The 26018-nt window shown below is 42.8% G+C and carries 18 protein-coding genes; 16 read left to right on the forward strand and 2 right to left on the reverse strand.

The genetic code is table 11. From position 1 onward, the window contains the following. Positions 1-127: 127 nt before the first annotated feature. Together LRP50_RS07420 and nagE are read right to left on the reverse strand one after the other, a co-directional pair. Positions 128-2803, reverse strand: a complete 2676-nt coding sequence (locus LRP50_RS07420) for a beta-N-acetylhexosaminidase (RefSeq protein WP_274163825.1) — start codon at positions 2801-2803, stop codon at positions 128-130. 95 nt (positions 2804-2898) lie between these two features. Continuing rightward, entirely contained in the window at positions 2899-4395 is a 1497-nt protein-coding gene (gene nagE / locus LRP50_RS07425; protein WP_274163826.1) for an N-acetylglucosamine-specific PTS transporter subunit IIBC, read from the reverse strand. 265 nt (positions 4396-4660) lie between these two features. Here nagE and nagB point away from each other — a divergent pair, with 265 nt between their 5' ends. The 16 genes from nagB (at position 4661) to LRP50_RS07505 (ending at position 26018) form a co-directional block, all read left to right on the forward strand. Beyond that, positions 4661-5461: a glucosamine-6-phosphate deaminase gene (nagB, locus tag LRP50_RS07430; protein WP_274163827.1), complete on the forward strand. Its 801-nt coding sequence runs from the start codon at positions 4661-4663 to the stop codon at positions 5459-5461. Between the two features lie 15 nt (positions 5462-5476). Next, entirely contained in the window at positions 5477-6613 is a 1137-nt protein-coding gene (gene nagA / locus LRP50_RS07435; RefSeq protein ID WP_274163828.1) for an N-acetylglucosamine-6-phosphate deacetylase, read from the forward strand. A 7-nt stretch (positions 6614-6620) separates the two neighbouring features. Then, positions 6621-7835 (forward strand): DNA-binding transcriptional regulator NagC, encoded by a 1215-nt coding sequence (nagC, locus tag LRP50_RS07440; RefSeq protein ID WP_274163829.1) that lies wholly within the window; start codon positions 6621-6623, stop codon positions 7833-7835. Between the two features lie 178 nt (positions 7836-8013). Continuing rightward, on the forward strand, positions 8014-9582 hold the full coding sequence (locus LRP50_RS07445) for a cation:proton antiporter family protein (protein WP_274163830.1): 1569 nt from the start codon (positions 8014-8016) through the stop codon (positions 9580-9582). Positions 9583-9812: 230 nt separating this feature from the next. Beyond that, a complete protein-coding gene (gene asnB, locus LRP50_RS07450) occupies positions 9813-11489 on the forward strand; it encodes an asparagine synthase B (protein WP_274163831.1) in 1677 nt (558 codons plus the stop codon). A gap of 691 nt (positions 11490-12180) precedes the next feature. Beyond that, positions 12181-13584 (forward strand): undecaprenyl-phosphate glucose phosphotransferase, encoded by a 1404-nt coding sequence (locus LRP50_RS07455; RefSeq protein ID WP_274163832.1) that lies wholly within the window; start codon positions 12181-12183, stop codon positions 13582-13584. A gap of 10 nt (positions 13585-13594) precedes the next feature. After that, positions 13595-14827, forward strand: coding sequence for an outer membrane beta-barrel protein (locus LRP50_RS07460; protein ID WP_274163833.1), 1233 nt, complete (start codon positions 13595-13597; stop codon positions 14825-14827). Between the two features lie 23 nt (positions 14828-14850). Then, complete coding sequence (locus LRP50_RS07465) at positions 14851-15384, forward strand: polysaccharide biosynthesis/export family protein (RefSeq protein ID WP_274163834.1); 534 nt, start codon at positions 14851-14853, stop codon at positions 15382-15384. A 156-nt stretch (positions 15385-15540) separates the two neighbouring features. Continuing rightward, positions 15541-17769 (forward strand): GumC family protein, encoded by a 2229-nt coding sequence (locus LRP50_RS07470; protein WP_274163835.1) that lies wholly within the window; start codon positions 15541-15543, stop codon positions 17767-17769. Positions 17770-17778: 9 nt separating this feature from the next. Next, on the forward strand, positions 17779-18915 hold the full coding sequence (gene wecB, locus LRP50_RS07475) for a non-hydrolyzing UDP-N-acetylglucosamine 2-epimerase (RefSeq protein ID WP_274163836.1): 1137 nt from the start codon (positions 17779-17781) through the stop codon (positions 18913-18915). 124 nt (positions 18916-19039) lie between these two features. Continuing rightward, complete coding sequence (gene wecC, locus LRP50_RS07480) at positions 19040-20278, forward strand: UDP-N-acetyl-D-mannosamine dehydrogenase (protein ID WP_274163837.1); 1239 nt, start codon at positions 19040-19042, stop codon at positions 20276-20278. 96 nt (positions 20279-20374) lie between these two features. Then, positions 20375-21517 carry a VpsD family glycosyltransferase gene (locus tag LRP50_RS07485; protein ID WP_274163838.1) on the forward strand — a complete coding sequence of 381 codons (1143 nt, stop codon included), beginning with the start codon at positions 20375-20377 and terminating at the stop codon, positions 21515-21517. Next, positions 21510-22940: an oligosaccharide flippase family protein gene (locus LRP50_RS07490; RefSeq protein ID WP_274163839.1), complete on the forward strand. Its 1431-nt coding sequence runs from the start codon at positions 21510-21512 to the stop codon at positions 22938-22940. Before LRP50_RS07485 ends, LRP50_RS07490 begins: the two co-directional genes overlap by 8 nt. Next, the gene (locus LRP50_RS07495) at positions 22933-24135 is read left to right on the forward strand and encodes a VpsF family polysaccharide biosynthesis protein (RefSeq protein ID WP_274163840.1); all 1203 of its coding nucleotides are present in this window, start codon (positions 22933-22935) and stop codon (positions 24133-24135) included. The genes LRP50_RS07490 and LRP50_RS07495 overlap by 8 nt, the downstream gene beginning before the upstream one ends. Positions 24136-24172: 37 nt before the next feature. Further along, on the forward strand, positions 24173-24673 hold the full coding sequence (locus LRP50_RS07500) for a serine O-acetyltransferase (protein ID WP_274163841.1): 501 nt from the start codon (positions 24173-24175) through the stop codon (positions 24671-24673). A gap of 1 nt (position 24674) precedes the next feature. Further along, a complete protein-coding gene (locus LRP50_RS07505) occupies positions 24675-26018 on the forward strand; it encodes a phenylacetate--CoA ligase family protein (RefSeq protein WP_274163842.1) in 1344 nt (447 codons plus the stop codon).

Raw genomic sequence — 26018 nt, forward strand, 5'->3', positions numbered from 1 at the left:
CCTCGTAGGAAGAACTACCTGAAATTACGCCAATGATCCACGATCACGGCTATTTACTCAACCACAACAGAACGTCGAGACGAAAAAAAAGCCCGCATATAGCGGGCTTCTGAGTCTTTGAGTGTCGTTATAGAGACACTGAACGACCTTCACGTTGCTTGTCAGCACTCAATGCACGTACTTTCACATTCTTCGAGTCAGACAGTTCCACCGGCGAAGAGTAGTCAGTCCATGATTGACCGCCATCAACAGAGTACTGAAGTGGCAGACCTGGCATGCTGATGTTCATGTGCAGTTTACCTGCTTCAATCACCGCACCAGGAACAGGAATACGGTATTGAATACCCGCTGCGTCCAGTTTCACCATCTCACGTTGACCCATCACATTCGCAAAACGCGTCCAGTCTTGTAGCTGAGCGTCTTTGTTCACGTAGCTAGTTTCAAGGTTAAACGCTTTACCGACTTGATAATCAAGTTCCCAATCCGCCTTGTGCCATGCTCGCTCTGCTGCGGCAATCACACGAGGGAATACCATGAACTCATACTGTTCATCGGTACGAACGGTTTCACTCCAAAGCTGTGCTGACAGACCGTGGATACCTTTAGACTCAACAGTGCCTTTACCATTGAAGCCGTTACCATCACGGTCTACAGAGGTTTCCGCGTTCTGAGGCAAGTTCTCAGGTGCAAAGCCAAACATCTTGCGTGTATCCGTTGCACGCGTTGCCCAGTAGTAGCCGCGCTCTTTTGGATCCACTTCATATGGCATGTCCATGTAGACGTAGTCTGGGTTAGACACAATCACGTCATACCCTTTATTTGCCCACTCATACGCTGATGCGTCACCGCCCCAGTAAAGAACGTCCCAGAAATTCACACGCACGTTGTCTGTTTCAAATGCTGATGCATCTTTAGAGTATTTCAGACCATCTTGCCAAGCTTGGAAGTTTTCAATGCCATGCTTAGCGACTACTTCACTCACTTGCTCTGCAAAGTAGCTTGGTAGATGACCGAAATCAGCAGCTACACCGTCAGCAATCGCTTTTTGACAAACAGGTGATTTCGCAAATGGCTTATGTTGCTGGCTAAGGTCAATGTTACCTTTCCATGAAACAGGCTCTGCTGCATTAAGATCTTGGAAGCCGGCATTCAGCTTAATGTTTTTCGCTTCATCACCGCCAAAGTGCCACGTTGATAGCGGCATACCTGCTTCCGCGTGCATGGCTTTCACTTCTGTAATCACTTTGTCCACAAAGTTCAGAGACGAATCCATGCATGGGTTGATGAAGCTGCGCTTATCGTAGAACTGAACAGTCGTCACGTTCGATGTATCCAATGGATCCATCAAACGGAACTCTTCTGCTTTCGTCAGATCGCCTTGAGCGGCATATTTGGTGTAACGCGCTTCCATCGAAACAACAGCAGCTCGTGAGTGGGCTGGCATATCGATTTCAGGGATCACTTCGATACCACGCGCTTTTGCATGATGCAGAATTTCTAAGTAATCCGCTTTCGAGAAGAAACCCGAACCAAAATTATCTGTTGTCGGGCCAGAACCCAGTTGCGGCAACAAACAAGAGGTTTCAGACAGATCGTGACAACGGTTTGCACCCACGTCAGTCAGTTCCGGAAGACCAGGGATCTCTAAGCGCCAACCCTCATCATCGGTAAGGTGAAGGTGAAGTTTATTCAGCTTGTATGCCGCCATTTGATCGATAGTGCGCAGCATGGCTTCTTTCGAATGGAAGTTACGCGCCACATCAACCATCACACCGCGGTATTCAAAACGAGGGGCATCTTCAATAGCAACCCACGGCAGCATACCGCTGTCGTCTTTATCCATCAGTGCAAGCAAAGATTGCAGGCCGTAGAACGCACCCACGCTGTCATAACCAACAATCTCAACGCCAGCAGCATTTACAACAAGCTTGTAAGCGCCAGACACTGCTTCTTCGCCGCTAAATGCATTCGCATCTAGGTTCACGTTAAGGTCGATGTCGCCTTCCACGTTCACACCCAGCAGCGCTGCACGATCTTCAAATGCTGCTAACTGCTCATCATTCAATGCCGTGTTGTTCAATGCAAAACCCGCAGCAACATGTAAAGCGCCACGCATTTGTTTAGTTTTTAGAGGCGTTGGAATGATAGAAGCTTCAATAGCGCCATCAGACAGCTGAGCAACGTCGCTGTTTTTCGCAAAGCGGGAGGCTGCTGTCGCTAGGATGTTATTGTCTTCAGGGGTACGCTTCCATTTGTTGCCATCAATTTCAGCCACAAATGCATCAACGTTTTCAGTATCTAGCGATGCAATCGTCTTTGGTGTTGCGTCACCAGCAACTACATAAGCACGCGGCATAAAGTCAGTTTCAAACAACTGCCAGTATTCTGCAATCAGGGGAATTTCAACCGTCTCGCCTGCTGCGAAACCATCAAAAGATTGCGTTGGAGTTAGAACATAAAGATCACCGGTCAAATGTTCGATGGTGAAGTCTTCGTTTGCTACATCCAAAAACACACGGATGCTGTGCAGATAGATTTTCCAATCATTAGCAGTAACAGCGTCGCCGTCGTTAACAATGGTCATTGTAACCTTGTTACAAGATGCCCACTCTGCACCCATATCCTGACAGGTTAAGCCTTCTTGAGCACCATGATTGGTTTCAACTGCGTAGCTGATGTCCAATTGAGCCGCTAATGCATCCACAGTAGCCTGTTGTGCTGCACCTGAAGGCAAAGCACCACAACCTGCAAGACCTGCAGCAACCGCTACAGATAAGATTCCCATCTTAAATGTCTTTTTCATTTCTATTTACCCTACGAATTTGGCCAAATTTGGCCCAAAAAAAGCCGACCCCGCTAAGGGCCGGCTATATTGACTATTTAGTCAGTATTTCTTAATTATGGCAGTTTGATTTCAGACAAATCTTCAGTCGTGCCAACTTTTTTCATTTCGCCAGCTACGATTTCTGCCAATGGACCCAGAATAACCTGCAGGTTATTTGTACCCAATTTAACAACACCCATCGCACCTAGTGCTTTCAGTGTTTTCTCATCAATCTGAGCGCCGTCTTTAACAGTCAAGCGAAGACGAGTAATACATGCATCGATAGTCGTTAGGTTGTCATGACCACCTAGCGCTTTCAAGTATTGGCGAGCCAGAATACCGGTCTCTTTAGAACCTTCAACGCCGTTTGACGGTGCGTCTTCATCAAGATCTTCACGGCCAGGAGTTTTCAGGTTGAACTTAACGATCGCGGTACGGAACACAGCGTAGTAGATACCTGCAAACACGAAACCTTGAACAATAAGCATGTACCAGTTAACAGCAAGTGGGTTACGCGTTGACAAGAACATGTCAACAAGACCTGCTGAGAAGCCGAAGCCTGCAATCCACTGCATAGATGCTGCGATGTATACAGAGATACCCGTCAACAATGCGTGCAATACGTACAGACCTGGTGCTAGGAACATGAACGAGAATTCTAGTGGTTCAGTTACACCAGTGAAGAACGATGCGAAACCAGCAGCGATCATAATAGATGCTACTTTCTCTTTGTTCTCAGGCTTAGCAGTGTGGTAGATAGCTAGCGCTGCACCTGGTAGACCGAACATCATGATTGGGAAGAAGCCCGCTTGGTACATACCTGTTACACCAACAGTTGCAGTACCTTCAGCTAGAGACTTAGCGCCACCCAGGAAGTTAGGAATATCGTTAATGCCTGCAACGTCGAACCAGAATACTGAGTTCAGAGCGTGGTGCAGACCAACAGGGATAAGAAGACGGTTAAAGAATGCGTAGATACCTGCACCCAATTCGCCCATACCTTGGATGCCTTCACCGAAGTTAACTAGACCACCGTAAACAGTTGGCCATACGTACATCAGGATGAAAGATACAATGATTGCAGCAAATGAGGTAACGATTGGAACCAGACGTTTACCCGAGAAGAACGCCAATGCTTTGTGCAGTTCTACGTGAGAGAAACGGTTGTACAGTTCTGCAGACATGATACCGACCAAGATACCAACGAATTGGTTCTGGATCTTACCGAAAGCCGCTGGAACAGCACTTGGATCAATGTTTTGGATTTGAGCAACAGCACCTGGAGACAGTAGCGTTGTAACAACGTACATACCCACTAGACCTGCAAGAGCAGCAGCGCCATCTTTGTCTTTAGACATACCGTAGGCAACACCTACAGCAAACAGCCAAGACATGTTATCAATGATTGCGGCACCCGCTTTGATCAAGAATGCAGCTAGAACGCTGTTTGCGCCCCAACCATTCGGGTCAATGAAGTAACCAACACCCATTAGAATTGCAGCGGCAGGAAGAGTGGCAACTGGTACCATCAACGCCTTACCTACTTTTTGGAAATAACCGAGAATATTCACCTGTGTTCCCCCTATAGTGGTTCTTTCTCAGAGTTGTAATGACAACATGGGACTTTTTTTACTATCCAATGTGAGTCAGGTGGAGTTTATTCCATTAATTTCGCCCCGCAAATTAAAACAGGTGCAATTGTGATTTTTGTCACTCAAAACGATACGTAATCCTGTTTTTTGCTAGCGCCCTCATAAAACTTATTTTATGATGAAAACTAAGATACAGAACCACTATGCTGTATAGTCTGAATTTGAATTAATTAAGAGGTGTACCGTGAGACTTATCCCATTACAAACCGCACATGAAGTAGGCTTTTGGTCAGCACGCCATATTGTTGATACTATTAACAAATTCGCTCCAACCGAAGATCGTCCGTTTGTTCTGGGTTTGCCGACTGGTGGCACCCCACTGAACACGTATAAACAACTGATTAACCTTCATAAGCAAGGCGAAGTAAGCTTCAAAAACGTTGTGACGTTCAACATGGATGAGTACTGTGGCATCCCTGCTGACCACCCAGAATCTTACCGTAGCTTCATGTACAACAACTTCTTCAATCACATTGATATTAAAGAAGAAAATATCAACTTGCTGAACGGCAACACTGATAATCACGAAGCTGAATGCCAGCGTTACGAAGATAAAATTAAATCGTACGGCAAGATCAACCTGTTCATGGGTGGTATTGGCAACGATGGTCACATTGCATTCAATGAACCAGCATCGTCACTTTCTTCACGTACTCGTATCAAAACCTTGACTGAAGACACTCGAATTGCTAACTCTCGTTTCTTTGATAACGATATCAATCAAGTGCCAAAACATGCATTGACGATTGGTGTTGGTACATTGCTTGACGCTCAAGAAGTGATGATTCTGATCACTGGCCACAACAAAGCTTTGGCTCTGCAAGCTGCGGTTGAAGGTTCGGTGAATCACCTATGGACAGTGTCTGCGCTTCAATTGCACCCTAAAGCACTGATGGTTTGTGACGAACCTTCGACTGCTGAGCTGAAAGTGAAGACGGTTAAGTACTTCCAAGAGCTAGAAGCTGAAAACATCAAAAACCTTTAAGGTAAGGAAACATTCATGTACGCACTGACTAACTGCCGAATTTTTACTGGTAGCGAAGTGCTGGATAATCATGCTGTCATCGTGAATGACGGCTTGATCCAGAACGTTTGTCCAGAAAAGGAATTGCCAGAAGGCATTGAAACCCGTTCTTTAGACGGCGCTTACCTAAGCCCTGGCTTCATCGACCTACAGCTTAATGGTTGTGGCGGTGTTATGTTCAACGATGAAGTGACTGCAGATACGATCCGCACTATGCATTTAGCGAATCTAAAATCTGGCTGCACCAGTTTTCTGCCTACATTGATCACGTCTTCTGATGAAGACATGAAGGCATCTGTCAGTGCAATTCGCGATTATCAAGAACAATACCAACATCAAGCGTTGGGTCTGCACCTAGAAGGTCCATACCTCAACGTCGCTAAGAAAGGCATTCACAGTGTTGATTTCATCCGTCGTTCAGACGATGCGATGATCGATTTCATCACCGAAAATGCTGATGTTGTGACCAAAGTGACCCTAGCGCCCGAGCTAACGCCGGCTGCACACATTCGCCAATTGGCAGATGCAGGTATCGTTGTTTCCGCTGGTCACACGAACGCGAGCTATGTTGAAGCACGTGCAGGCTTCAAGGCCGGTATTACGTTCGCAACACATCTGTTTAACGCAATGACACCCATTGCAGGTCGCGAGCCAGGTATGGTTGGTGCGATTTACGACACCCCTGAAGTATACACAGGCGTTATTGTTGACGGTTTTCATGTTGACTATGCAAACGTGCGAATTGCTCAAAAATTGAAAGGTGAGAAACTGATTCTTGTAACTGACGCAGCAGCGCCAGCAGGAGCAGACATGGATCACTTTATTTTTGTAGGCAAGAAAGTATATTACCGTGATGGTAAGTGTGTTGATGAGAATGGCACACTTGGCGGTTCGGCATTGACCATGATTGAAGCAGTACAGAACTCTGTCGAACATGTAGGCATCGCTTTGGATGAAGTGGTCCGCATGGCAACCTTGTATCCAGCACGTGCAATCGGTATGGATGACAAGCTAGGGGCTATCAAGAATGGATATGTCGCTAATCTGACCGTGTTTGATCGCGATTTCAATGTCAAAGCGACTGTAGTTAACGGCGAATACACATTGAATTAGGACATTTATGACAGGCGGACAAATTGGTAACGTAGATCTGGTTAAACAGTTAAACGGTGCCGCCGTTTATCGACTCATCGACCAACAAGGTCCGATTTCTCGAATCCAAATTGCTGACGTAAGTAGTCTTGCCCCAGCAAGTGTTACCAAAATCACCCGCCAGTTGCTTGAGCGCGGCTTAATCAAAGAGGTCGCGCAACAAGCGTCCACCGGAGGTCGACGAGCTATTTCGTTGACCACCGAATGCGCCCCTTTCCACTCTTTAGCAGTCCGTCTTGGACGTGAACGCATCGAGATCACGCTGTTCGACTTGTCAGGAAAAGTGCTTGCCGAACATGAAGAACCATTCCTGTACCCAAATCAAGAAACGCTGATTGAAGGTCTTCTCTACCACCTTCACACCTTCCTCGCAACACAGCAAGACTTTGTCAAAGAACTGATTGCTGTCGCTATTTCCCTTCCTGGCCTTGTCGATGCAGAAAGCGGCATTGTTGAATACATGCCACATATTGCTATCGACAAATTGCCTCTCAGCGACTTAATTCGCGATGAGTTTGGTGTGCAGTGTTACATCGGGAATGACACCCGAGGCCAAGCATTAGCTGAACATTATTTCGGGGTTAGTAAAAATTACTATGACACGCTACTCGTGAGCGTTCATAACGGTGCTGGCGCTGGTATTATCGTCAATGGTCAGGTGTTTCTCGGTTATAACCGCAACGTGGGCGAAATCGGTCACATTCAGATTGATCCACTCGGTAAAAAATGCCAATGCGGTAACTTTGGCTGCTTAGAAACCGTGGCCTCCAACCCCGCTATCATTGAACACGCACAGCAACTACTGGCTCAGGGCCACGAAAGTATGCTGCAAGGCAAAAAAGACCTTGATGTGTCTGATATCTGTCGTGCTGCAGTCGCTGGTGATGAACTAGCACGCCAAGTCTTGGTCAAGGTAGGCAATCACCTAGGTAAAGCCATTGCGATGACCATCAACCTGTTCAATCCACAACAAGTGGTCATTTCAGGTGAGATAACTGAAGCGAAGAGCGTGGTATTCCCCGCGATTCAGCGCTGCGTAGAGAACCAGTCATTGCGTGCATTCCATCAACAGCTTCCAATAGTCGCTGCTGGTTTATCATCGACGCCAACGCTCGGCGCTTTTGCCCTTGTTAAACGCGCAATGCTAAATGGTCTTTTGCTTCAAAAACTTCTAGAAGACTAAGCCTGTTACACAATTTGTGTCCGCTTAGTGTCTAATTGCAAAGGCAACACTGGTTAACTGTGTTGCCTTTGTTTTATCATAATCTTAAGAATTTCCTCTATTTCTTTTAATAAAACCGTTGCTCTCACTCAGCAACTGCTTTAAAGCGGCATTTATACGCAAGGAAACTACCAAACTTATGGATCTCGTCATCATAGCCGTCGCATTTGTCAGCGGTTTACTCATGCTTCGCTGTCATATGCCTCCGCTCGTCGGTTTTTTGATTGCGGGCTTTGTCTTGCATGCTGTGGGATTCACATCCACACCATTAATCCAATCACTGGCCGATTTGGGCGTCACACTGCTTCTCTTTTGTATTGGCTTAAAACTTGATGTTAAATCTCTGCTTAATAAAGAGATCTGGCTTGGCGCTTCACTGCATAATGTGCTGACAACCGCCCTATTTTCTGTCTGCTTATTAGGCTTTAAGGCGCTTGGTCTTTCCGCATTTTCCGATCTTGCCACCAATGACATCGTACTTATCGCCTTTGCACTCTCTTTCTCCAGTACGGTTTTTGCGATTAAAGCACTGCAAGAAAAAGGTGAAATGAATGCTACCTACGGCACACTCGCTATCGGCATTCTCATCATGCAAGATATCTTCGCTGTTATCTTTATGACGGTAGCATCCGGTAAAATACCGGGCATCGAAGCCCTTCTTTTGTTTGCGCTTCCATTACTACGCCCTCTCCTTTTCAAACTGCTAGATCGCGTCGACCACGGAGAAGTGTTGGTGCTCTACGCCATATTCCTCGCACTGGTAGTAGGGGCAGGTTTCTTTGATGCAGTAGGAATGAAAGCAGATCTCGGCGCCTTGATTCTTGGGATGATGATGGCGGGACACTCCCGTGCATCTGAAATGGCCAAATCGCTGTTTAACTTAAAAGAACTCTTTCTGGTTTGTTTCTTCCTCAATATCGGTTTATCTGAGCAGCCAACGTTGCAAGGATTAATGATAGCCCTATTACTGCTAGTATTGTTGCCCCTGAAAGGTCTGCTCTACTACGTTATCTTCAATGGCTTCAAGTTTCGTGTTCGCACCTCGCTATTCGCGTCCTTAACCCTTTTTAATTACAGTGAATTTGGTTTAATTGTCGGGGGCATTGCTTATCAAATGGGCATCATGCCTGGGAACATTTTGGTGGCGATCGCCATTGCCGTATCCCTTTCTTTTGTGCTTTCTGCGCCACTAAATACGTTCAGCCACAAAATTTATTCGACAATGTCTTCACGTTTTAGCGACCCTTCACCTGAACGAATCCACCGTAACGATCAGTTAATCGACCTAGGTGACGCGTCGGTGCTGATTCTCGGCATGGGACGGATCGGAAGCGGCGCGTATGACGAGATCGCCAAGGACATCCCATCGAAAGTGCTTGGGATAGAAACGCGTGAAGAGTCTGTTGCAAGTCATTGTGCCAACAATCGGAATGTCATTCACGGCGATGCAACGGATCCTGATTTTTGGTCTCGTGTGACATCTTCACGCCACATTGAGCTCATCTTACTTGCGATGCCAAACAGCCAAGCGAATACGATTGCAATGGAACAAATCAACCAAATGGGCTTTGAAGGTAAAGTGGCCGCCATTGCCAAGTATGTCGATGAACTCGAACAGCTTAAGGCACTAGGCGTAAATGAAGCCTACAACATCTATAACGAAGCAGGGTCCGGTTTTGCTCGTCACGTGAAAGATCAATTGCTTTAGTTATCCAAAGGGTTTTAATAATTCGCCCTCGAAAGCTGGTCAATAAACAACCAGCAACTACATTTCATTCACCAAAACCTCCAATTTGGTGAATGAGATTAAAACACATGTCGAGTTTGTTATTTTTTTCTCCATAACTGGTTGCTTTTTTCCTTCAAATTGGCAAATTGGAGGCAACAGAAATTTTAATGACGCACACACCGTCGTAAAGGGAAGTAAGAGAGGGATTTATGTGTTCTGTATTTGGCATTCTGGATATTAAGTCAGATGCAACCGCGCTTCGTCAGTCAGCGCTAGAAATGTCTAAAAAACTGCGCCATCGTGGCCCTGACTGGTCAGGTATTTACTCTTCAGACAACGCAATTCTTGCGCATGAGCGTCTTGCGATTGTTGGCTTGAACAGTGGTGCTCAACCGCTTTACAGCCCAGATAAAAAACACATCCTCGCGGTTAACGGCGAAATCTACAACCACAAAGAAATTCGTGCTCGCTACGAAGGCAAGTACGACTTTCAAACCGATTCCGATTGTGAAGTTATTCTCGCGCTATACCAAGATATGGGTGCAGACCTTCTAGAAGAACTAAACGGTATTTTCGCTTTCGTTCTTTACGATGAAGAGAAAGACACCTACCTCGTTGGTCGCGACCACATTGGTATTATTCCGCTGTACCAAGGTCACGATGAGCACGGAAACTTTTATGTAGCATCAGAAATGAAAGCACTCGTGCCAGTGTGCAAAACCATCAGTGAGTTTCCTCCAGGTTCTTACCTATGCTCTGGCGATGCTGAACCATACCGTTACTACGTTCGCGACTGGAACGAATACGCGGCAGTTCAAGGCAACTCCACCAGTAAAGAAGATCTCACGAAAGCATTAGAAGACGCGGTGAAGCGCCAGTTAATGACTGACGTGCCTTATGGTGTTTTGCTATCGGGTGGTTTGGACTCATCAATCACTTCAGCAGTTGCAAAACGTTATGCTGCAATGCGCGTCGAAGACGATGGTCAGTCAGAAGCTTGGTGGCCTCAACTGCACTCATTTGCCGTTGGCCTTGAAGGTGCGCCTGATTTGAAAGCTGCGCGTGAAGTGGCAGACCAAATTGGCACAGTTCACCACGAGATGACCTACACCATCCAAGAAGGTTTGGATGCTATTCGTGATGTGATTTACCACATCGAAACTTACGACGTCACCACCATTCGCGCATCAACGCCAATGTACTTGATGGGCCGTAAGATCAAAGCGATGGGCATCAAGATGGTACTGTCTGGCGAAGGTGCTGATGAAATCTTTGGCGGCTACTTGTACTTCCACAAAGCGCCAAACGCGAAGGAGTTCCACGAAGAAACCGTTCGTAAACTACTCGCATTGAACATGTTTGACTGTGCACGTGCAAACAAATCGCTGGCGGCATGGGGTGTAGAAGGTCGCGTACCTTTCCTCGATAAAGAGTTTATCGATGTTGCAATGCGCTTGAACCCAGAAGATAAGATGTGTGGTAACGGCAAAATGGAAAAACACATTTTGCGCGAGTGTTTCGAACACTACCTGCCTGCTTCTATCGCATGGCGCCAAAAAGAGCAGTTCTCAGACGGCGTTGGCTACAACTGGATTGATACGTTGAAAGCCGTCGCAGAAGAAAAAGTGACTGATCAACAGATGGAAACTGCACAGTTCCGTTTCCCTTACAACACACCAACTACGAAAGAAGGTTACGCATACCGTGAAATCTTTGAAGAGTTGTTCCCACTTCCAAGTGCTGCGGAATGTGTACCTGGTGGCCCGTCAATCGCTTGTTCAAGCGCGAAAGCCATCGAGTGGGATGAGAGCTTCAAAAATGCAGCAGACCCTTCAGGTCGCGCAGTAGCGGCAGTACACAACGAAGCTTATGCCCAAAGTAAGTAGAATTTGCTTTCATTGAAATAGAGCCGCTGAGACAACTCAGACGGCTCTTTTTTTGTTATCTATCACATCCTACCCTTCCGCCCCCCATCTTTTACACATCAACTACTTTGTAAAACCTCAAGTGCTTCAAGATACAGGATGCGGGAACTTAAAAGACGCATTGATTAAAGCTTCCCTTTACCTAACTCGTTCAGTTCATCAACGTAGAACAAGACTATGCATATTGTCGTAAAGTCAGCTAAAGGGACGTTATGAGGGGCTCTGAAATCTAAAATCATCAGGCTGTTTTGGCATAACGCAATAAAAGATGTAAGTTGCGATATTCTCAATTCTCAATGAGGGCTTGTTCACACGCTTAAGTTTTACATTCCAAATAATCACCCCCTAAGTAAACCCACACCGCACATTACTTATTAACAGACATCTTATTTACATCCCAATGTGTGGTGTCACGTAGGATTTATCTATTGTTGATTCTGAAAGTTAATTCCAATACAAAGCCCACGCCTCCAAGTGCTAATATCCTGACGCTCGTGAATTGCAGAGAATTTATAAACTGCAACTCCGCATTAATATCAAAACTATCAATATAAACTGTTGCATGAATCGTATTTTGGGGACGACACTCAAGGGCGGTAGCGTAGATAATCGTGCAAATTACCATCGTTACTTTATCTAAGGATAGAAGAAAATGGATACAGCTCTAAAGTTGCACAGTAACTATGGTGGATTACACGTTTTCTACAGAGCCATTGACTGCATCATTATTTCCATCTCTCTTTATATAATCTCATATGGATATATTGGTCACTTCGAAAAAAACAGCCTACTATTAACAATCTACTCAATATTGGCCTATTTACTAATAGCAGAAAAAAATGACCTTTATCGTTCTTGGCGTGTTTATAATTTCAAAGATGAAGCACTAAGCATTGGCAAAGCTTGGTTACTCACAATCACCTTACTTACTGCAATCACATTTTTCACCAAAACTAGCACGAGTTATTCAAGGGTAGTAATAGGGTCATGGCTAATTGTTACGCCAGTACTATTGATAACCTGGCGATACATTGCAAAACAGACTCTTAGAAAGCTTCGTGATTACGGTTACAACCGAAAAGAAGCAATAATAGTGGGAGTGACTGATAATGGGATTAAGCTTGCTAACGAAATACGAAACCATCCAGAGATAGGCATTAAAGTTGTCGGGTTTTATGATGATAGAGAATTGAGCCGGTTAGACATCGACGACTTACCAGCCCCTTTTAAAGGAAGTGTGGTCTCTGCACTCGAAATGGCAAAAAAAGGTGTCATTCAACACATCTACATTTCAATGCCATTAAAAGCAAATGAGCGAATTACAAAATATCTTAATGCTTTTTCAGACACGACAGCAAACACCTACCTGATCCCCGATTTCTTTGTTTATAACTTAATTCAGTCTCGTATAAGTGCGATCGGAAACATACCGACTATCAGTATTCATGACACCCCTTTCTATGGAACTGACGGTTGGTTTAAAAGAACACAAGATATTGTATTAGCGTTTTTGATTATTTTACTAATCAGCCCTGTACTTTTAACTGTTGCGCTTGGCGTGAAACTTTCATCACCTGGTCCAGTTATTTTTAAGCAACTAAGATACGGGCTGGATGGACGCCCTATCAAAGTTTGGAAGTTTCGCTCAATGAGCACCATGGATAATGGAAGCGTCGTTAAACAAGCAACGAAAGGAGACCCGAGAATTACCCCTTTTGGTGCATTTATCCGTAAAACATCTTTGGATGAGCTTCCTCAGTTTTTCAATGTACTACAGGGTCGTATGTCTATCGTTGGGCCCCGCCCTCATGCAGTCGCACACAACGAAGAATATCGCACCATTGTCGACCGCTACATGCTCAGACACAAAGTAAAGCCCGGTATTACAGGGCTTGCCCAAGTCAACGGCTATCGAGGTGAAACGGATACGCTAGAAAAAATGCAGAAGCGTGTCGAGTTTGACCTCAAATACATTCAGTCATGGTCAACATGGCTCGACCTAAAAATTATATTTAAAACCATATTTAAAGGCTTTACCGGAAAGACTGCCTACTAAAGGAATAGTAATGAATTGCCCTAAGAAAACACTGATCACTGTGGCGTTGCTGAGTTACAGCAGTTTAGCAATTGCAAACGAAGATAATGGATTTTCGACTGAATCGGGTATCAAGGTCACTCCTCTTTTTAATGCCTATCTAGAGCACAACGACAACGTTGGTCGATATTCATCTTCGGAAAGCCCAGAATCGTCTAACGCTTTGATTGTCAGTCCTGGAATCATGTTTGAATCAGACCGAAATGGCAACGAGTATCAAATTGCCTACCTATTGGCTTCCGGGACTTATTTTGACAGCGACGAAGATGATTTCCTTGACCACACACTAACCACTAATAACTTCATACAAGTAAGCCAACGAAGTGGGTTTGGCATAAATTACACCTATGAAAAATCTCACGAAGCCAGAGGGACAGGGATCTTGGCTGGTGATGAGCTAACCACAATCGCAACAGAGCCAGTAAGATACGCCCTACACAATGCAAACGTAACCCACGTATATGGTGCCGAAGATTCAACGGGTCGCATTGAATCAAACCTTAGATACGAAAACAAGGTTTACGAGAACTACCGAGACCTCACGGCTCCTGGATTTGTCGCACTCAGCACAAGATTCAAAGATTACGATGAAGTGGCGGGCTCACTTGCCTTCTACTACAAAGTATTTCCGGCCACCGACCTACTGGTCGAAGTGGACTTGGCTGACCGTCAATATAAACTCGGCGACCCTAACAATGGTCAATCACAGAATAATCTGGATGCCTACTATTTAGTCGGTGCGAAATGGGACATTACCGGAAAGACAACCGGAAAGCTCAGATTAGGTATACAAGACAAGAACTACGAAGATGAAACCAGAGAAGACTTTAACGGTTTCAGTTGGGACTTAGATTTAACCTGGGAACCACTAACCTATTCAATGATCTCCATTTCCGCTGCACAAAGTGCTATCGACCCCGATCAAGGCAACAACTTTATTAATCAGACGAGTTTTGGCGCGAGTTGGAAGCACTTCTGGCTAACAAACGTATACAGCGATTTGGCGTTGAACAGCGTCGACGATGATTATTCACAAAGCACGAGAGAAGACGACCTGATTGCGGCCTCTTTCAACCTCGGTTATGAGTTCAGAGAAGACACTGAAATAAGAGTAGGTTGGCGTTATGAAGACAACGACTCGTCGATTGAAACAAACCGATACAGCCAAAATGTTTGGTATCTCGGTACTAACTTGATCTTCTGATTATTGAAAGGGCTACTGTTCATATGACACATATCTATCGCTTACTTATCACGTTCATATTTATCCTCACTTTTCCTTTCAGTGCCTTCGCAAGTAGTAACGACTACACCATTGGCGCAGGTGACAAGATACAAATCGTAGTATATGGCGAAGAGGAATTAACCATTGATGAGTTATATATCGATAGCAGTGGAGAATTTGACTACCCCTATCTCGGCCAATTAATAGCAATTGGAAAAACGACTGAGCAACTCAAGGCAGAAATCATCAAAGGCCTTAAAGGAGATTATTTAGTCTCTCCCAAAATTCGTGTCGGTATCGTTGGATTCAGGAGTATCTTTGTAAACGGTGAAATTAAAAAACCTGGTGGCTATGAGTACCAACCTGGTCTCACCGTAGATAAGGCGATTGCTCTTGCCGGAGGTTTTACGGAGAGAGCCGCCAGAAAAAGCATCTATATTACACGAGAAGATAAAAACATTCCTAAAAATAAGGTGAGCCTTTCTCACATGATCTCTCCAGGAGACATTATTGTGATAGAACAAAGCTTCTTCTAGAAGTAAGAATCTTTATTAAAATGATTAATTATTCACATATAAGAAATGTAATTTTAAAAAGTAAATCACGAAAATCTCACCCAAACACGTAAAACACAGATTTAGAAATCTCACCATTGAGAGAGTATATGTAGTGCATTTATAATGGATTAAATAATGTCATCCCACTCCAATGAAAACTCAACAAAACCAGAACAATTGATTGATATTGGATATTATATTCACTTGGTCAGAAAACGCTGGCTGTCCATATCATTATTTACATTTCTTTGTACAGCGATTGCAGCTCTTATTGCTTTATCGATCACTCCTACATATCGTGCAACTGCGACGCTACTTATTGAGTCACATCAAGCTAAAGCTATTTCTATTGAAGAAGTAGTGGGAATTGATAGCCGAGCAAATGAATACTATCTCACACAATTTGAGATACTAAAGTCGAATCAAGTCGCGCAGCGCGTTATCGACAAGTTGCACCTGAATCAGATTGAGGAGTTTAACCCATCAATCGCTATAAACAATGAGCCTGGCTTCAGAGAACAAATCAAAGACTGGTTGCGCACTCACCCAGTCATTGACTCTTTCTTTACATCTAATACCGATAAGGCAATTGACCCTAACATTGAGAAAGAAACAACAACCCTAAAAGTATTGAAAACATTTAAATCTAGACTAACAATATCACCGATTCGAAAAACACAGCTGGTTAATATCTCTTTTGATTCGAAAGATCCAAAACTTGCCGCCGAAATCGCGAATGCTGTGGGATATGCGTTTATTGAAAATAACTTGGAATCCAAGCTTCTTGCCACCGATAAAGCAAATGGATGGCTGAACGAGCGTCTGGCAGAGCTCAAACGAAATCTAAATTCATCTGAACAAGCATTGGTTCAATTTCTCCAGCGTCAAGAGCTTATTGATGATAGCGGTATTGCAGCCTTAGCAAGTAACGAGCTTGAAAATCTGACTGATAGAATCTCAGAGGCTACCGACCGAAGAACAAAAACCCAAGCACTATATAACGCACTAAAAAACAATCCGAACGCAGATATCGCAACTCTAAGCGCTAACGCTCTGATATCGAATCATCCACAAGTTCGTGACATCAGGAAGTCAGAGTCAGAAGCTGAAAAAGAAGTCAGTCAATTATCAAAGCGCTATGGCCCAAAACACGACAAACTGATTCAAGCCAACGCCAGGCTAAAGTCGGTTCAACGCCGAGCGGAAAACCTCGTCTATAAACTCATCAACGGTGTTGAAAAAGATCTTACCAGTGCGCTGGAGCTAGAAACACTCCTTAAACGAGAGCTGTTAAGTAAAAAAGAAGAGTTTCAATCCTTGAGTGTTGTTAAAAGTGAATACGATGCACTTAAACGAGAAGTCGAGAGCAACGCCAAATTATATGACTTATTCTTGACTCGCCAAAAAGAGACCTCTGCAACCAGTGATTTCAGTTCGGCAAACGCACGTTTCAGCGACCACGCACTTATCCCACAAAACCCATTTAAACCGAATCGAAAGCTCATCGTAGTAATCGCATTAGTCGCTAGTATGGGTTTTGCTTGCGTACTGATTATTTGTTTGGATGCATTCAACAACACAATCTCTTCTGCAAGAGATTTTGAGAACAAACTTGGATTATTACCCACTGGTACACTCCCTTTGGTTAAAGCAAGGGAATATAAACGTAATCATATCGATGCTTCCGTTTTTAACAACTCTAAGTTTGCTGCATTTCAAGAATCCATTGACTCAATCCGAACATCGCTTTACCTGAGTATGCCGAAGACTGAAAGGAAATTTATCGCACTATCTTCTTCCGTACCTGGTGAAGGTAAAACAACAACAGCTGTCAATCTCGCACAATCTTTTGCAAGTATCGAAAAGGTTTTAATAGTTGATTGTGATCTAAGGAAACCTTCAGTGGGAATGCGCTTTGGACTCTCAAATAGCCATCCGGGTCTGACCAATATTTTAGTTATGAATGCATCACCCAATGATTGCATTACGAACATTGAGGGAACCAATCTAGACGTTCTGTCAGCTGGGTTAATTGTTGCCAATCCACAAGAACTTCTAAGCAGCGTTTCATTTCAAAAGCTCATCGAAGAACTTGCCGAAAAGTACGATCGCGTCATATTCGATACGCCGCCGATTCTGCCGGTTAAAGATGCATTTATCGTCGGTAGGTTTACCAAGGGTATTGTGCTCATTCTAAAAGCCAATAGCACAAGCAAATCAGTATATAAGCACACCATGTCACTGTTCACTAGGCACCAAATATCTATTGATGGCGTCGTAATAAACCAAGTTCCTCAGACAAAGAAAGGTACGCATACTTACTCTGAGTATTCTCGCTATGCGTACGGAAATATGGAAAGCTAAGGAAAGCATATGACGGCTAAAATCAAGGTACTCACTGTCTTTGGCACACGCCCTGAGGCGATAAAAATGGCACCACTGGTTCACAAACTCAGTGAAGCAGAGGGTATTGAGGCAAAAGTGTGTGTGACGGCACAACATCGCGAGATGCTCGATCAGGTTCTTGATTTATTTGAAATCACACCTGACTTTGACTTGAATGTAATGAAGCCAGGACAGTCACTATATGAGGTGACTGGCAATATTCTTTCCGGCCTAAAACCTGTGCTGGAGTCCTTCCAGCCCAATATTGTCCTAGTGCATGGTGATACGGCGACAACACTGTCGGCGAGCTTAGCTGCTTACTTCCAACAAATTGCCGTAGGGCATGTAGAAGCTGGGCTGCGTACAGGCAATATCTACTCGCCCTGGCCGGAGGAAGGAAACCGTAAACTGACTGGTGCAATAACAACACTTCACTTCGCACCAACAAAAACATCAGAAAAGAACTTACTCGCCGAAGGTGTCGACGCTAAGAATATTTCCATCACAGGAAATACCGTTATTGATGCATTGTTTCTTGTTAAAGAAAAGCTAGAGAATGACCAGGATCTGATTGATACATTGGCGGCAGTGTTTCCTCAAATTGATAGTACTAAAAAAATGATTCTTGTTACAGGGCACCGCCGAGAAAGCTTTGGCGGTGGATTCGAACGAATTTGTGAAGCTCTCGCAGAGATCGCGATTCGCCACCCAGAGAGCCAAATTATCTATCCCGTACATTTAAACCCAAATGTACAAGAACCAGTTAATAGAATCCTAAAAGGTATCGACAATATTCACCTGATTGACCCGCAAGAGTATCTGCCTTTTGTGTATCTGATGAACAAAGCCCACATCATTCTCACCGATTCCGGCGGCATTCAAGAAGAAGCCCCTTCATTAGGCAAACCAGTTCTGGTCATGAGAGATACAACAGAACGCCCAGAGGCATTAGAGGCTGGTACGGTCAAACTTGTTGGTACAGATAAGCAAAGAATCGTATACGCCGTAGAAAACTTGTTAATCGACAACGTTGAATACCAGAAAATGAGCAGAGCACATAATCCTTATGGCGATGGGCATGCATGCAACCGAATTATAGAGAAACTCAAAGAAAACTTTGCCTAAGTTCATAGCATACTCATTTAGCCCCTATATATAGCCTTGTATTACCCCAGAATCTAATTCCCATTTTAACTATTAATAAAATCGAAACGCATACCCGATAAAGGTATGCCTTTGAGGAGCTGTTATGTCCTTTAAAAAAGTGTCTGTCATTGGCCTCGGGTATATTGGGTTACCAACTGCCGCAGTCATCGCCTCTCGTGGTATTGAGGTCATCGGTGTTGATGTTAACCAACACGCGGTAGATACCATCAACCAAGGTAACATTCACATTGTAGAACCGGACCTAGATATTGTCGTTCGTGGTGTTGTTACCACTGGAAATTTACGTGCAACTACTACCCCGGAACCTGCAGAAGCCTTCATGATTGCGGTACCTACCCCATTTAAGGAAGGGAATGCCCCAGATCTTAAATACATTGAAGCTGCGGCAAAAGCAATTGCACCTGTATTGGAAAAAGGCAACCTAATTATTCTTGAGTCTACCTCTCCAGTTGGCGCAACAGAAAAACTATCTGCATGGTTAAAAGAAGCTCGTCCAGATTTAAGCTTTCCACAAGATACGGGGGACAGCGCAGACATCAAGGTTGCACATTGCCCAGAACGCGTACTCCCAGGCTATGTATTACAGGAACTAATCGCTAATGACCGGGTTATTGGAGGCATGTCAAAAGCCTGTAGTGAAAAAGCCGTTGAGCTATACCAAACCTTTGTTCGTGGCGAGTGCATTATCACTAATGCTCGTACTGCAGAAATGGCAAAACTAACAGAAAACTCATTCCGTGATGTGAACATCGCTTTCGCCAATGAGCTTTCTGTTATCAGTGACAAACTAAAAATTAACGTATGGGAGCTAATCAAACTAGCAAACCGCCACCCAAGGGTAAACATTCTAAACCCAGGACCTGGTGTAGGTGGCCATTGTATCGCCGTTGACCCTTGGTTTATCGTAGACAGCTGCCCTGAGGATGCAAACATCATTCGCCAAGCTCGCTTAACCAATGATGCAAAACCTCACTATGTGATTGATCAAATCTCGAAAGCAGCAGATGAATTTAAACGCCCTGTAATTGCTTGTTTAGGCTTGGCATTTAAAGCGGATATTGATGATCTACGTGAAAGTCCTGCGCTGCAAGTCGTTGAAGAATTAGCGAGTAAAAATATTGGGCAGATCTTTGCTGTCGAACCCAATGTTCACTCACTACCTGAAAGCTTAGTGCATGCGGGCGTTGAGCAAGTAACGCTTGAAACCGCGCTAGAAAAAGCCAACATCATTGTTGTTCTTGTTGATCACAAACAATTTAAAGCAGCGGATAAAATTCAGTTTACGACAAAGGTTGTTATTGATACTCGCGGTATTATCTAAGAAAATAGTGGTAAGGTGTATTTTCTGTGAAAATATACCTTCACACTGAATTCACACTCCGAATAGAATAAATCATCACCATCTGCAGATACTATTATGAAAAAAATACTGTTAATCGTACCAGTGTCCACTTTAAAGTTTGGTTCTAGCACAACCGGTGGTGTTGATTCCGTATGCCAAATCATATTAAAAGATTTAGCGGAAGCTGAGTATAATGGGTATCAAATTCGCATATTAGCTTTTGACCCGAAATCTAAGGTCAATGTAATTACCCCCATTGCTTCTTTATCACCAAATATCGATATTTTACACATTCCTATTCAAGGTAAAATAAAAGTAGTAAAAGTACCAAGCCTTTTAAATAATCTTATGCGTATAAAAAAAGAAATAAGAACTTTTAAGCCTGATATCGTACATTCCCATTTAGCACCTTGGTTGCTTGGTATTCGAGGGATAAAAACAGTATCGACTTTACATAGTTATAAAAAAATAGGGCGTAAACCTGTCTCATTTTTAAACGACCTACTTTACGCAAAGCTCCTTCCTTGGTTGTGTGACTTTTATGTTGACCAATACACTTGCGTTGGAGATCTGCTTAAATCTGAACTGCAAAAACATGTGCATACCCCAGTATCAATTATTAGTAATCCAGTAAATCCAGCATACTTTACAAACAATCATCGGCTTAACACCTCAAAAATTAAGTTAGTGACCTGTGCATTGCTCAGCCGAAAAAAGCGCATTGATGCGGTTATTAAGCTCGTCTCTCGTATGCATCGACAAGGGCTTAATATTGAATTAACGATAATTGGCCCAGTGGTAGACAACCAATATGGTGAAGAATTAAAAGACCTTGTGAAGCAAGAAAAAACAGAACAATACATCACATTTACAGGGAGTAAAAATACAGATGAAATCATCACGTTATATGCACAATCAGACGTGGGTATCTTTCTGTCTTCAGAGGAAACCTTTGGGCTTGCTCCTCTTGAAATGTTAGCCAGTGGCCTGCCTTTAATCTCGAGCTCCGTTGGCATTATCGCAGAGCGCCCCGACTTTTTTACCTCTATCGGCACCTGCATCATAGACCCAACCCAAGAAGACGCATCACTTTCTCAGGCAATGTCTTTTATCGACAAGCTTCCAGAAGTGGATTGTAATGCCTTAAAATATGAATTTTCCGTCAATGCGGTGAATAAGCAATATTTCCATATTTATAAGACGCTATTAAATGCTTAAAACCTTACTTCATTATGCTCCGGTACAAATCGCTTCAGCACTGAGTGTATTTGTCTTAATTGCTTTACAAACCCGTCACCTAGGCGTTGAGGCTTACGGTGTTTTATCCGTATATTTGGTACTAGTAGAAATCACAAGAACGGTTTATTCCCAATGGCTAAATACCGCATTAATTCGACATTATCCAGGGGCGGATAAAACAGATAAACCCCTTTACGCTAGTGTTGTTTTTTCAGGTATTGTTGGATTATTTCTTCCTATCAGTATTCTTTTCACTCTGGCTTTATTTGCTTTTTTTGAAGGGGTAACTTGGCTTAATTTAACCTCGCTACTTGGATTACTGGTGATTAAGTCTTTTTTCATTTATTTCCAAGAAATGGCCAGACTTAATGATCGCGTATCTCAATACCGAAGAGCAACAGCCTTACAATCAATCCTTTCAATGACATTCACTTGGCTATTACTTGAATATTCTCCATCAGTAGACAGTGCCACATTTGGCTTAACGCTAAGCTATTTTGTATCACTTCCCCTAGTATGGTTTTTACCATCTAGAGCTTCACTCAACCAAGCAAAACCCGCCATATCTACCTTGGTTAGTTATGGATTACCTCTCATGGTTTCTGGCTTAATTGGGGTTGCTGGATCACGTATTGACCGTTTTTTTATTGCCGACCAATTAGGGTATACCGATGCAGGGGTTTACTCAGCACTATCAAATATGTTACTTGGTTTGATGGCGCTCGTATTCATGGTTGTCGCGCTTCCTCTCTACCCTGACCTTGCGCGTAAAGCCGATGATAAAGCTCAACTTTTCAATGCACACCAACGCTATCAAGCGATGATGTTAACTATCTCTCTTCCCGCGCTGATTGGATTATGTTTTATTGCAGAACCTTTAATTCGATTATTTTTGGGGGAATCATACCTTTCAGCAGGAATACCTATTTTTTGGATATTAGCCTCCTCGGCTTTTATTTTTAACTTAAGAATGCATTACATCGATCATGGTTTACAGTTTGCCTCTCGCACCAATATATTACCTTTTATATTAGGTGCATCACTCTCTTTGAATGTCACCATGCTCTTTGTCTTACTACCTAGTTTAGGCTTATATGGTGCAGCCTATGCATCACTCATATGTAACGTAATTGCTTTAGTAATGTCTTTTGTATTCGCAAAAAAAGCAGGACATAAATATTTGATAAATAGTGAATTAATAAAAATTTTAGTTGCATCAGGAGGGATGGCTCTTACCCTGAGCTTAATCCGACAAACACCTCTTTGGGCAATATCTGATGCGTTACAAATCGCTATTTCAATCGCTGTGGGTATCCCTATGTTTGCACTATCCTCATTAGCAATGAATTTGATGGGTTCAAGAAGATTGGTTAAAGATAAAATAAGTAAAGAAAATGCTTAGACCCTATTTTATTTGCTCAGCAGTTATCATGCTCGCCTTCTTTTTAGGCGGTTATATGCTTGAAGGCATGGGAATACAGTACGTATCTGAAGGAGGAACTCCCTTATTAAAAATACATATTTACTCCTACATTATACTGCTAACGATTGGATTATTTACCTTAAAAGAAGGAATGAAAGAACAACTATTTTATTTAAATACGTTAGCAAAACCTTGGCTATTCTCTGTCACCATGGTGAGTTTTGTCATACTTTATGGTTTGTTCCGCTATGGTACATCGGGTATGGCTTATATTATCGACACCTTCCTTACACCTTTGTTATTTTTGCTATTGCTGTCTCGATTAAATACAGAAGAATGCCAACGATTATTGTCTCTAATCGCTGGGCTTCTTCTGTTTAACTCCACCCTTGCTGTATTTGAATTTATAACCAGATCGCACCTTGTTGATGTTGAATTTTCATCATTTTCTTACTTTCGTTCAACTGCATTATTAACCCACCCGTTAAATAATGCATTTATTACCGCTGGTCTAACGTTATTACTTTTCAATAAAACTTGCATCCCTATTGTTATCTATCTTGCCATGATTTTATTGGCTATGTTTGCCTTCGGTGGACGCGCTGCAATAGGGGTTTTGTTGCTATCATCATCCATTGCTTGTGTTCCTTACGTATTTCGATTTTTCACTCAAGGAATTAAAATAAGCAAGCAGCGATTAGCGGCCATGCTTTGTCTATTTTACTTTTCAAGCATTTTTGTTGGCATTGCTCTTATAGAAAGCGGGATATCAGAAAGGATAATGAGTAAACTGCATATTGATGGAAGTGCCTCAGCAAGATTCACGGTATTTTACTTATTGGATCAACTCTCACCTAGTGAGTGGTTTTGGGGAGCATCGAATAATTTACAAAGTGCCATTGAGTTATACTTAGGGATCTCTGTGATAGAAAATTTTATTATTGCATGGATATATAAATTTGGTCTTATCGGAACGCTACCTTTACTTTCAATGTTATTAATAACTCTATTTTCTCTTGCAATAAAAGCTCGTGGCCTTGCTTTCTTATCTATCTTAACTTTTTTAATTGTTTCTATATCAAACAACTCTCTTTCAACAAAAACACCTGCATTACTTTTTATGTTCTCTGCCTTATACCTTTGTTTTAGATTACGCGAAAAAGTTAAGATTTAGACTCTCCACTAAATTCTTAAAATTTGAAGAGATACTTATGCCAAACGCAATTTTTTTCTATCGCATAGCACGATGGCTTCACTTAAAGAAAGTTCCTTTTCTACCAAAAATCATTCAACTATTAATTTTTGTACTATACAATTCAAAATTACCTCCAACAGCAGATATTGGGAAAGATTCATTTTTGGTAGTAAAAGGGATCGGCGTCGTTATTATTGATAATGCAAAACTAGGTCAACGATGCCGAATTGGTATTGGCTGTAAAATCGTTGGCAAAGGCCCTTATAAAAAAGTACCAAATATAGGTAATGATGTTTTTCTAGGCCCTGGCTCAGTCATTGTTGGGCCTGTTGAGATAGGAAATAAGGTTATTATTGCACCTAACTCAGTTGTCACTAAAAGTGTTCCAAGTGGATCCATTGTTGGAGGAATACCTGCCAAAATCATTGGGAACATTCACGATTTAGAATATGACATTTTAAAAAATGAAAGTTACCTGGATGACATAGCTCCATATATGTCCACAAATAAGGACTGAAATGTTTACGAAAAACATATATCAAAAATCACCTATCCCTATCCAAAATGGATTATTATCTTGTAGAGCATTGATTAGAAAAATATTAAGAGAGGGAAAGGATCAATTCATTCTTTTAAACGATATTCAAAAGAATGAATTCGATGCATCTGTAATGAGATCGTTTGTTGATACTCAATTAACTCATACATTGGTACAAGCCACAAAACACGTTCCATTTTACAAACGCACCATGGTATCAACAACTTATAATCTTGCTGATTTCCCAATAATAAGTAAAGTGGAGATTAGAGAACATGCAGATAATTTCTTATCTGACAATCATCGCGGTGTTATCGTCTCTGGAGCAACAAGCGGTACAACGGGCACACCATTAGTTATTAGACAAGATATGACCTCAGTGATTCGAGAGCAAGCGTTTGTAGCTCGACATCTTAACTGGGCAGGATTTAAAGCTGGCGATAAACGAGCATGGATCCGTGGTGACATGATAGTGCCACCAGACCAAAAAGAAGGACCTTTTTGGCGTTATTCTTGGTTTGAAAAAATCATAATGCTATCTTCTTTTCATATGTCACCGAAGAACTTGAAAAAATATATTGATGCAATGGTGAATTATGGCGTAGATATTATACAGGCATACCCATCCTCTATTGTTACATTAGCGAAATATTTGGAAGTTAATGATCAATACTACCCAGGAAACCTCAAATCAATCGTAACCTCTTCTGAGTCCTTAAGTAGCGAAGACAGACAACTTCTAGAGAAGCGATTTAAATGTAAAGTTTTCGACTGGTATGGCCTCTTTGAGCGAGTAGCAGCCATCGGAAATTGCGAACATGGTCGTTATCATATAATCAGTGATTACTCTCACGTAGAACTTATTGATGTTGGAAATGGCCGACATGAAATTGTTGGCACTAATTTCAATAATGATCTTCAACCACTTATTCGCTACCGAACCGGCGACTATGTATATCTTTCTGATGAAAAGCAATGTCCTTGTGGGCGTGTCTTCCCCATCATAGATCGGATCGAAGGTCGCATCGGAGACTACCTAATTGGAGAAGATGGACAAAGAGTTCACATATTGAACCATATACCGAAAGGTGTGGAAGGCCTGTTAGCAACACAGTTCTTGCAAAGTGTATGGAACCATATAGAAGTCGAAGCAGTCGTCGACCCCTTAATCTTTGATGATAAGCAACAGCAGATATTAATTAATAACACAAAAGCCCGCTTAGGTAAGTCAATGGAAATATCGGTAAAAATAGTTGAAAAAATACAGAAGACCAAGAATGGGAAGACTCGCCAAGCAATTTGCACTATTGAGGAATCACTGTGA

The organism is Enterovibrio gelatinilyticus (genome assembly GCF_028683095.1).
Taxonomy (GTDB): domain Bacteria; phylum Pseudomonadota; class Gammaproteobacteria; order Enterobacterales; family Vibrionaceae; genus Enterovibrio; species Enterovibrio gelatinilyticus.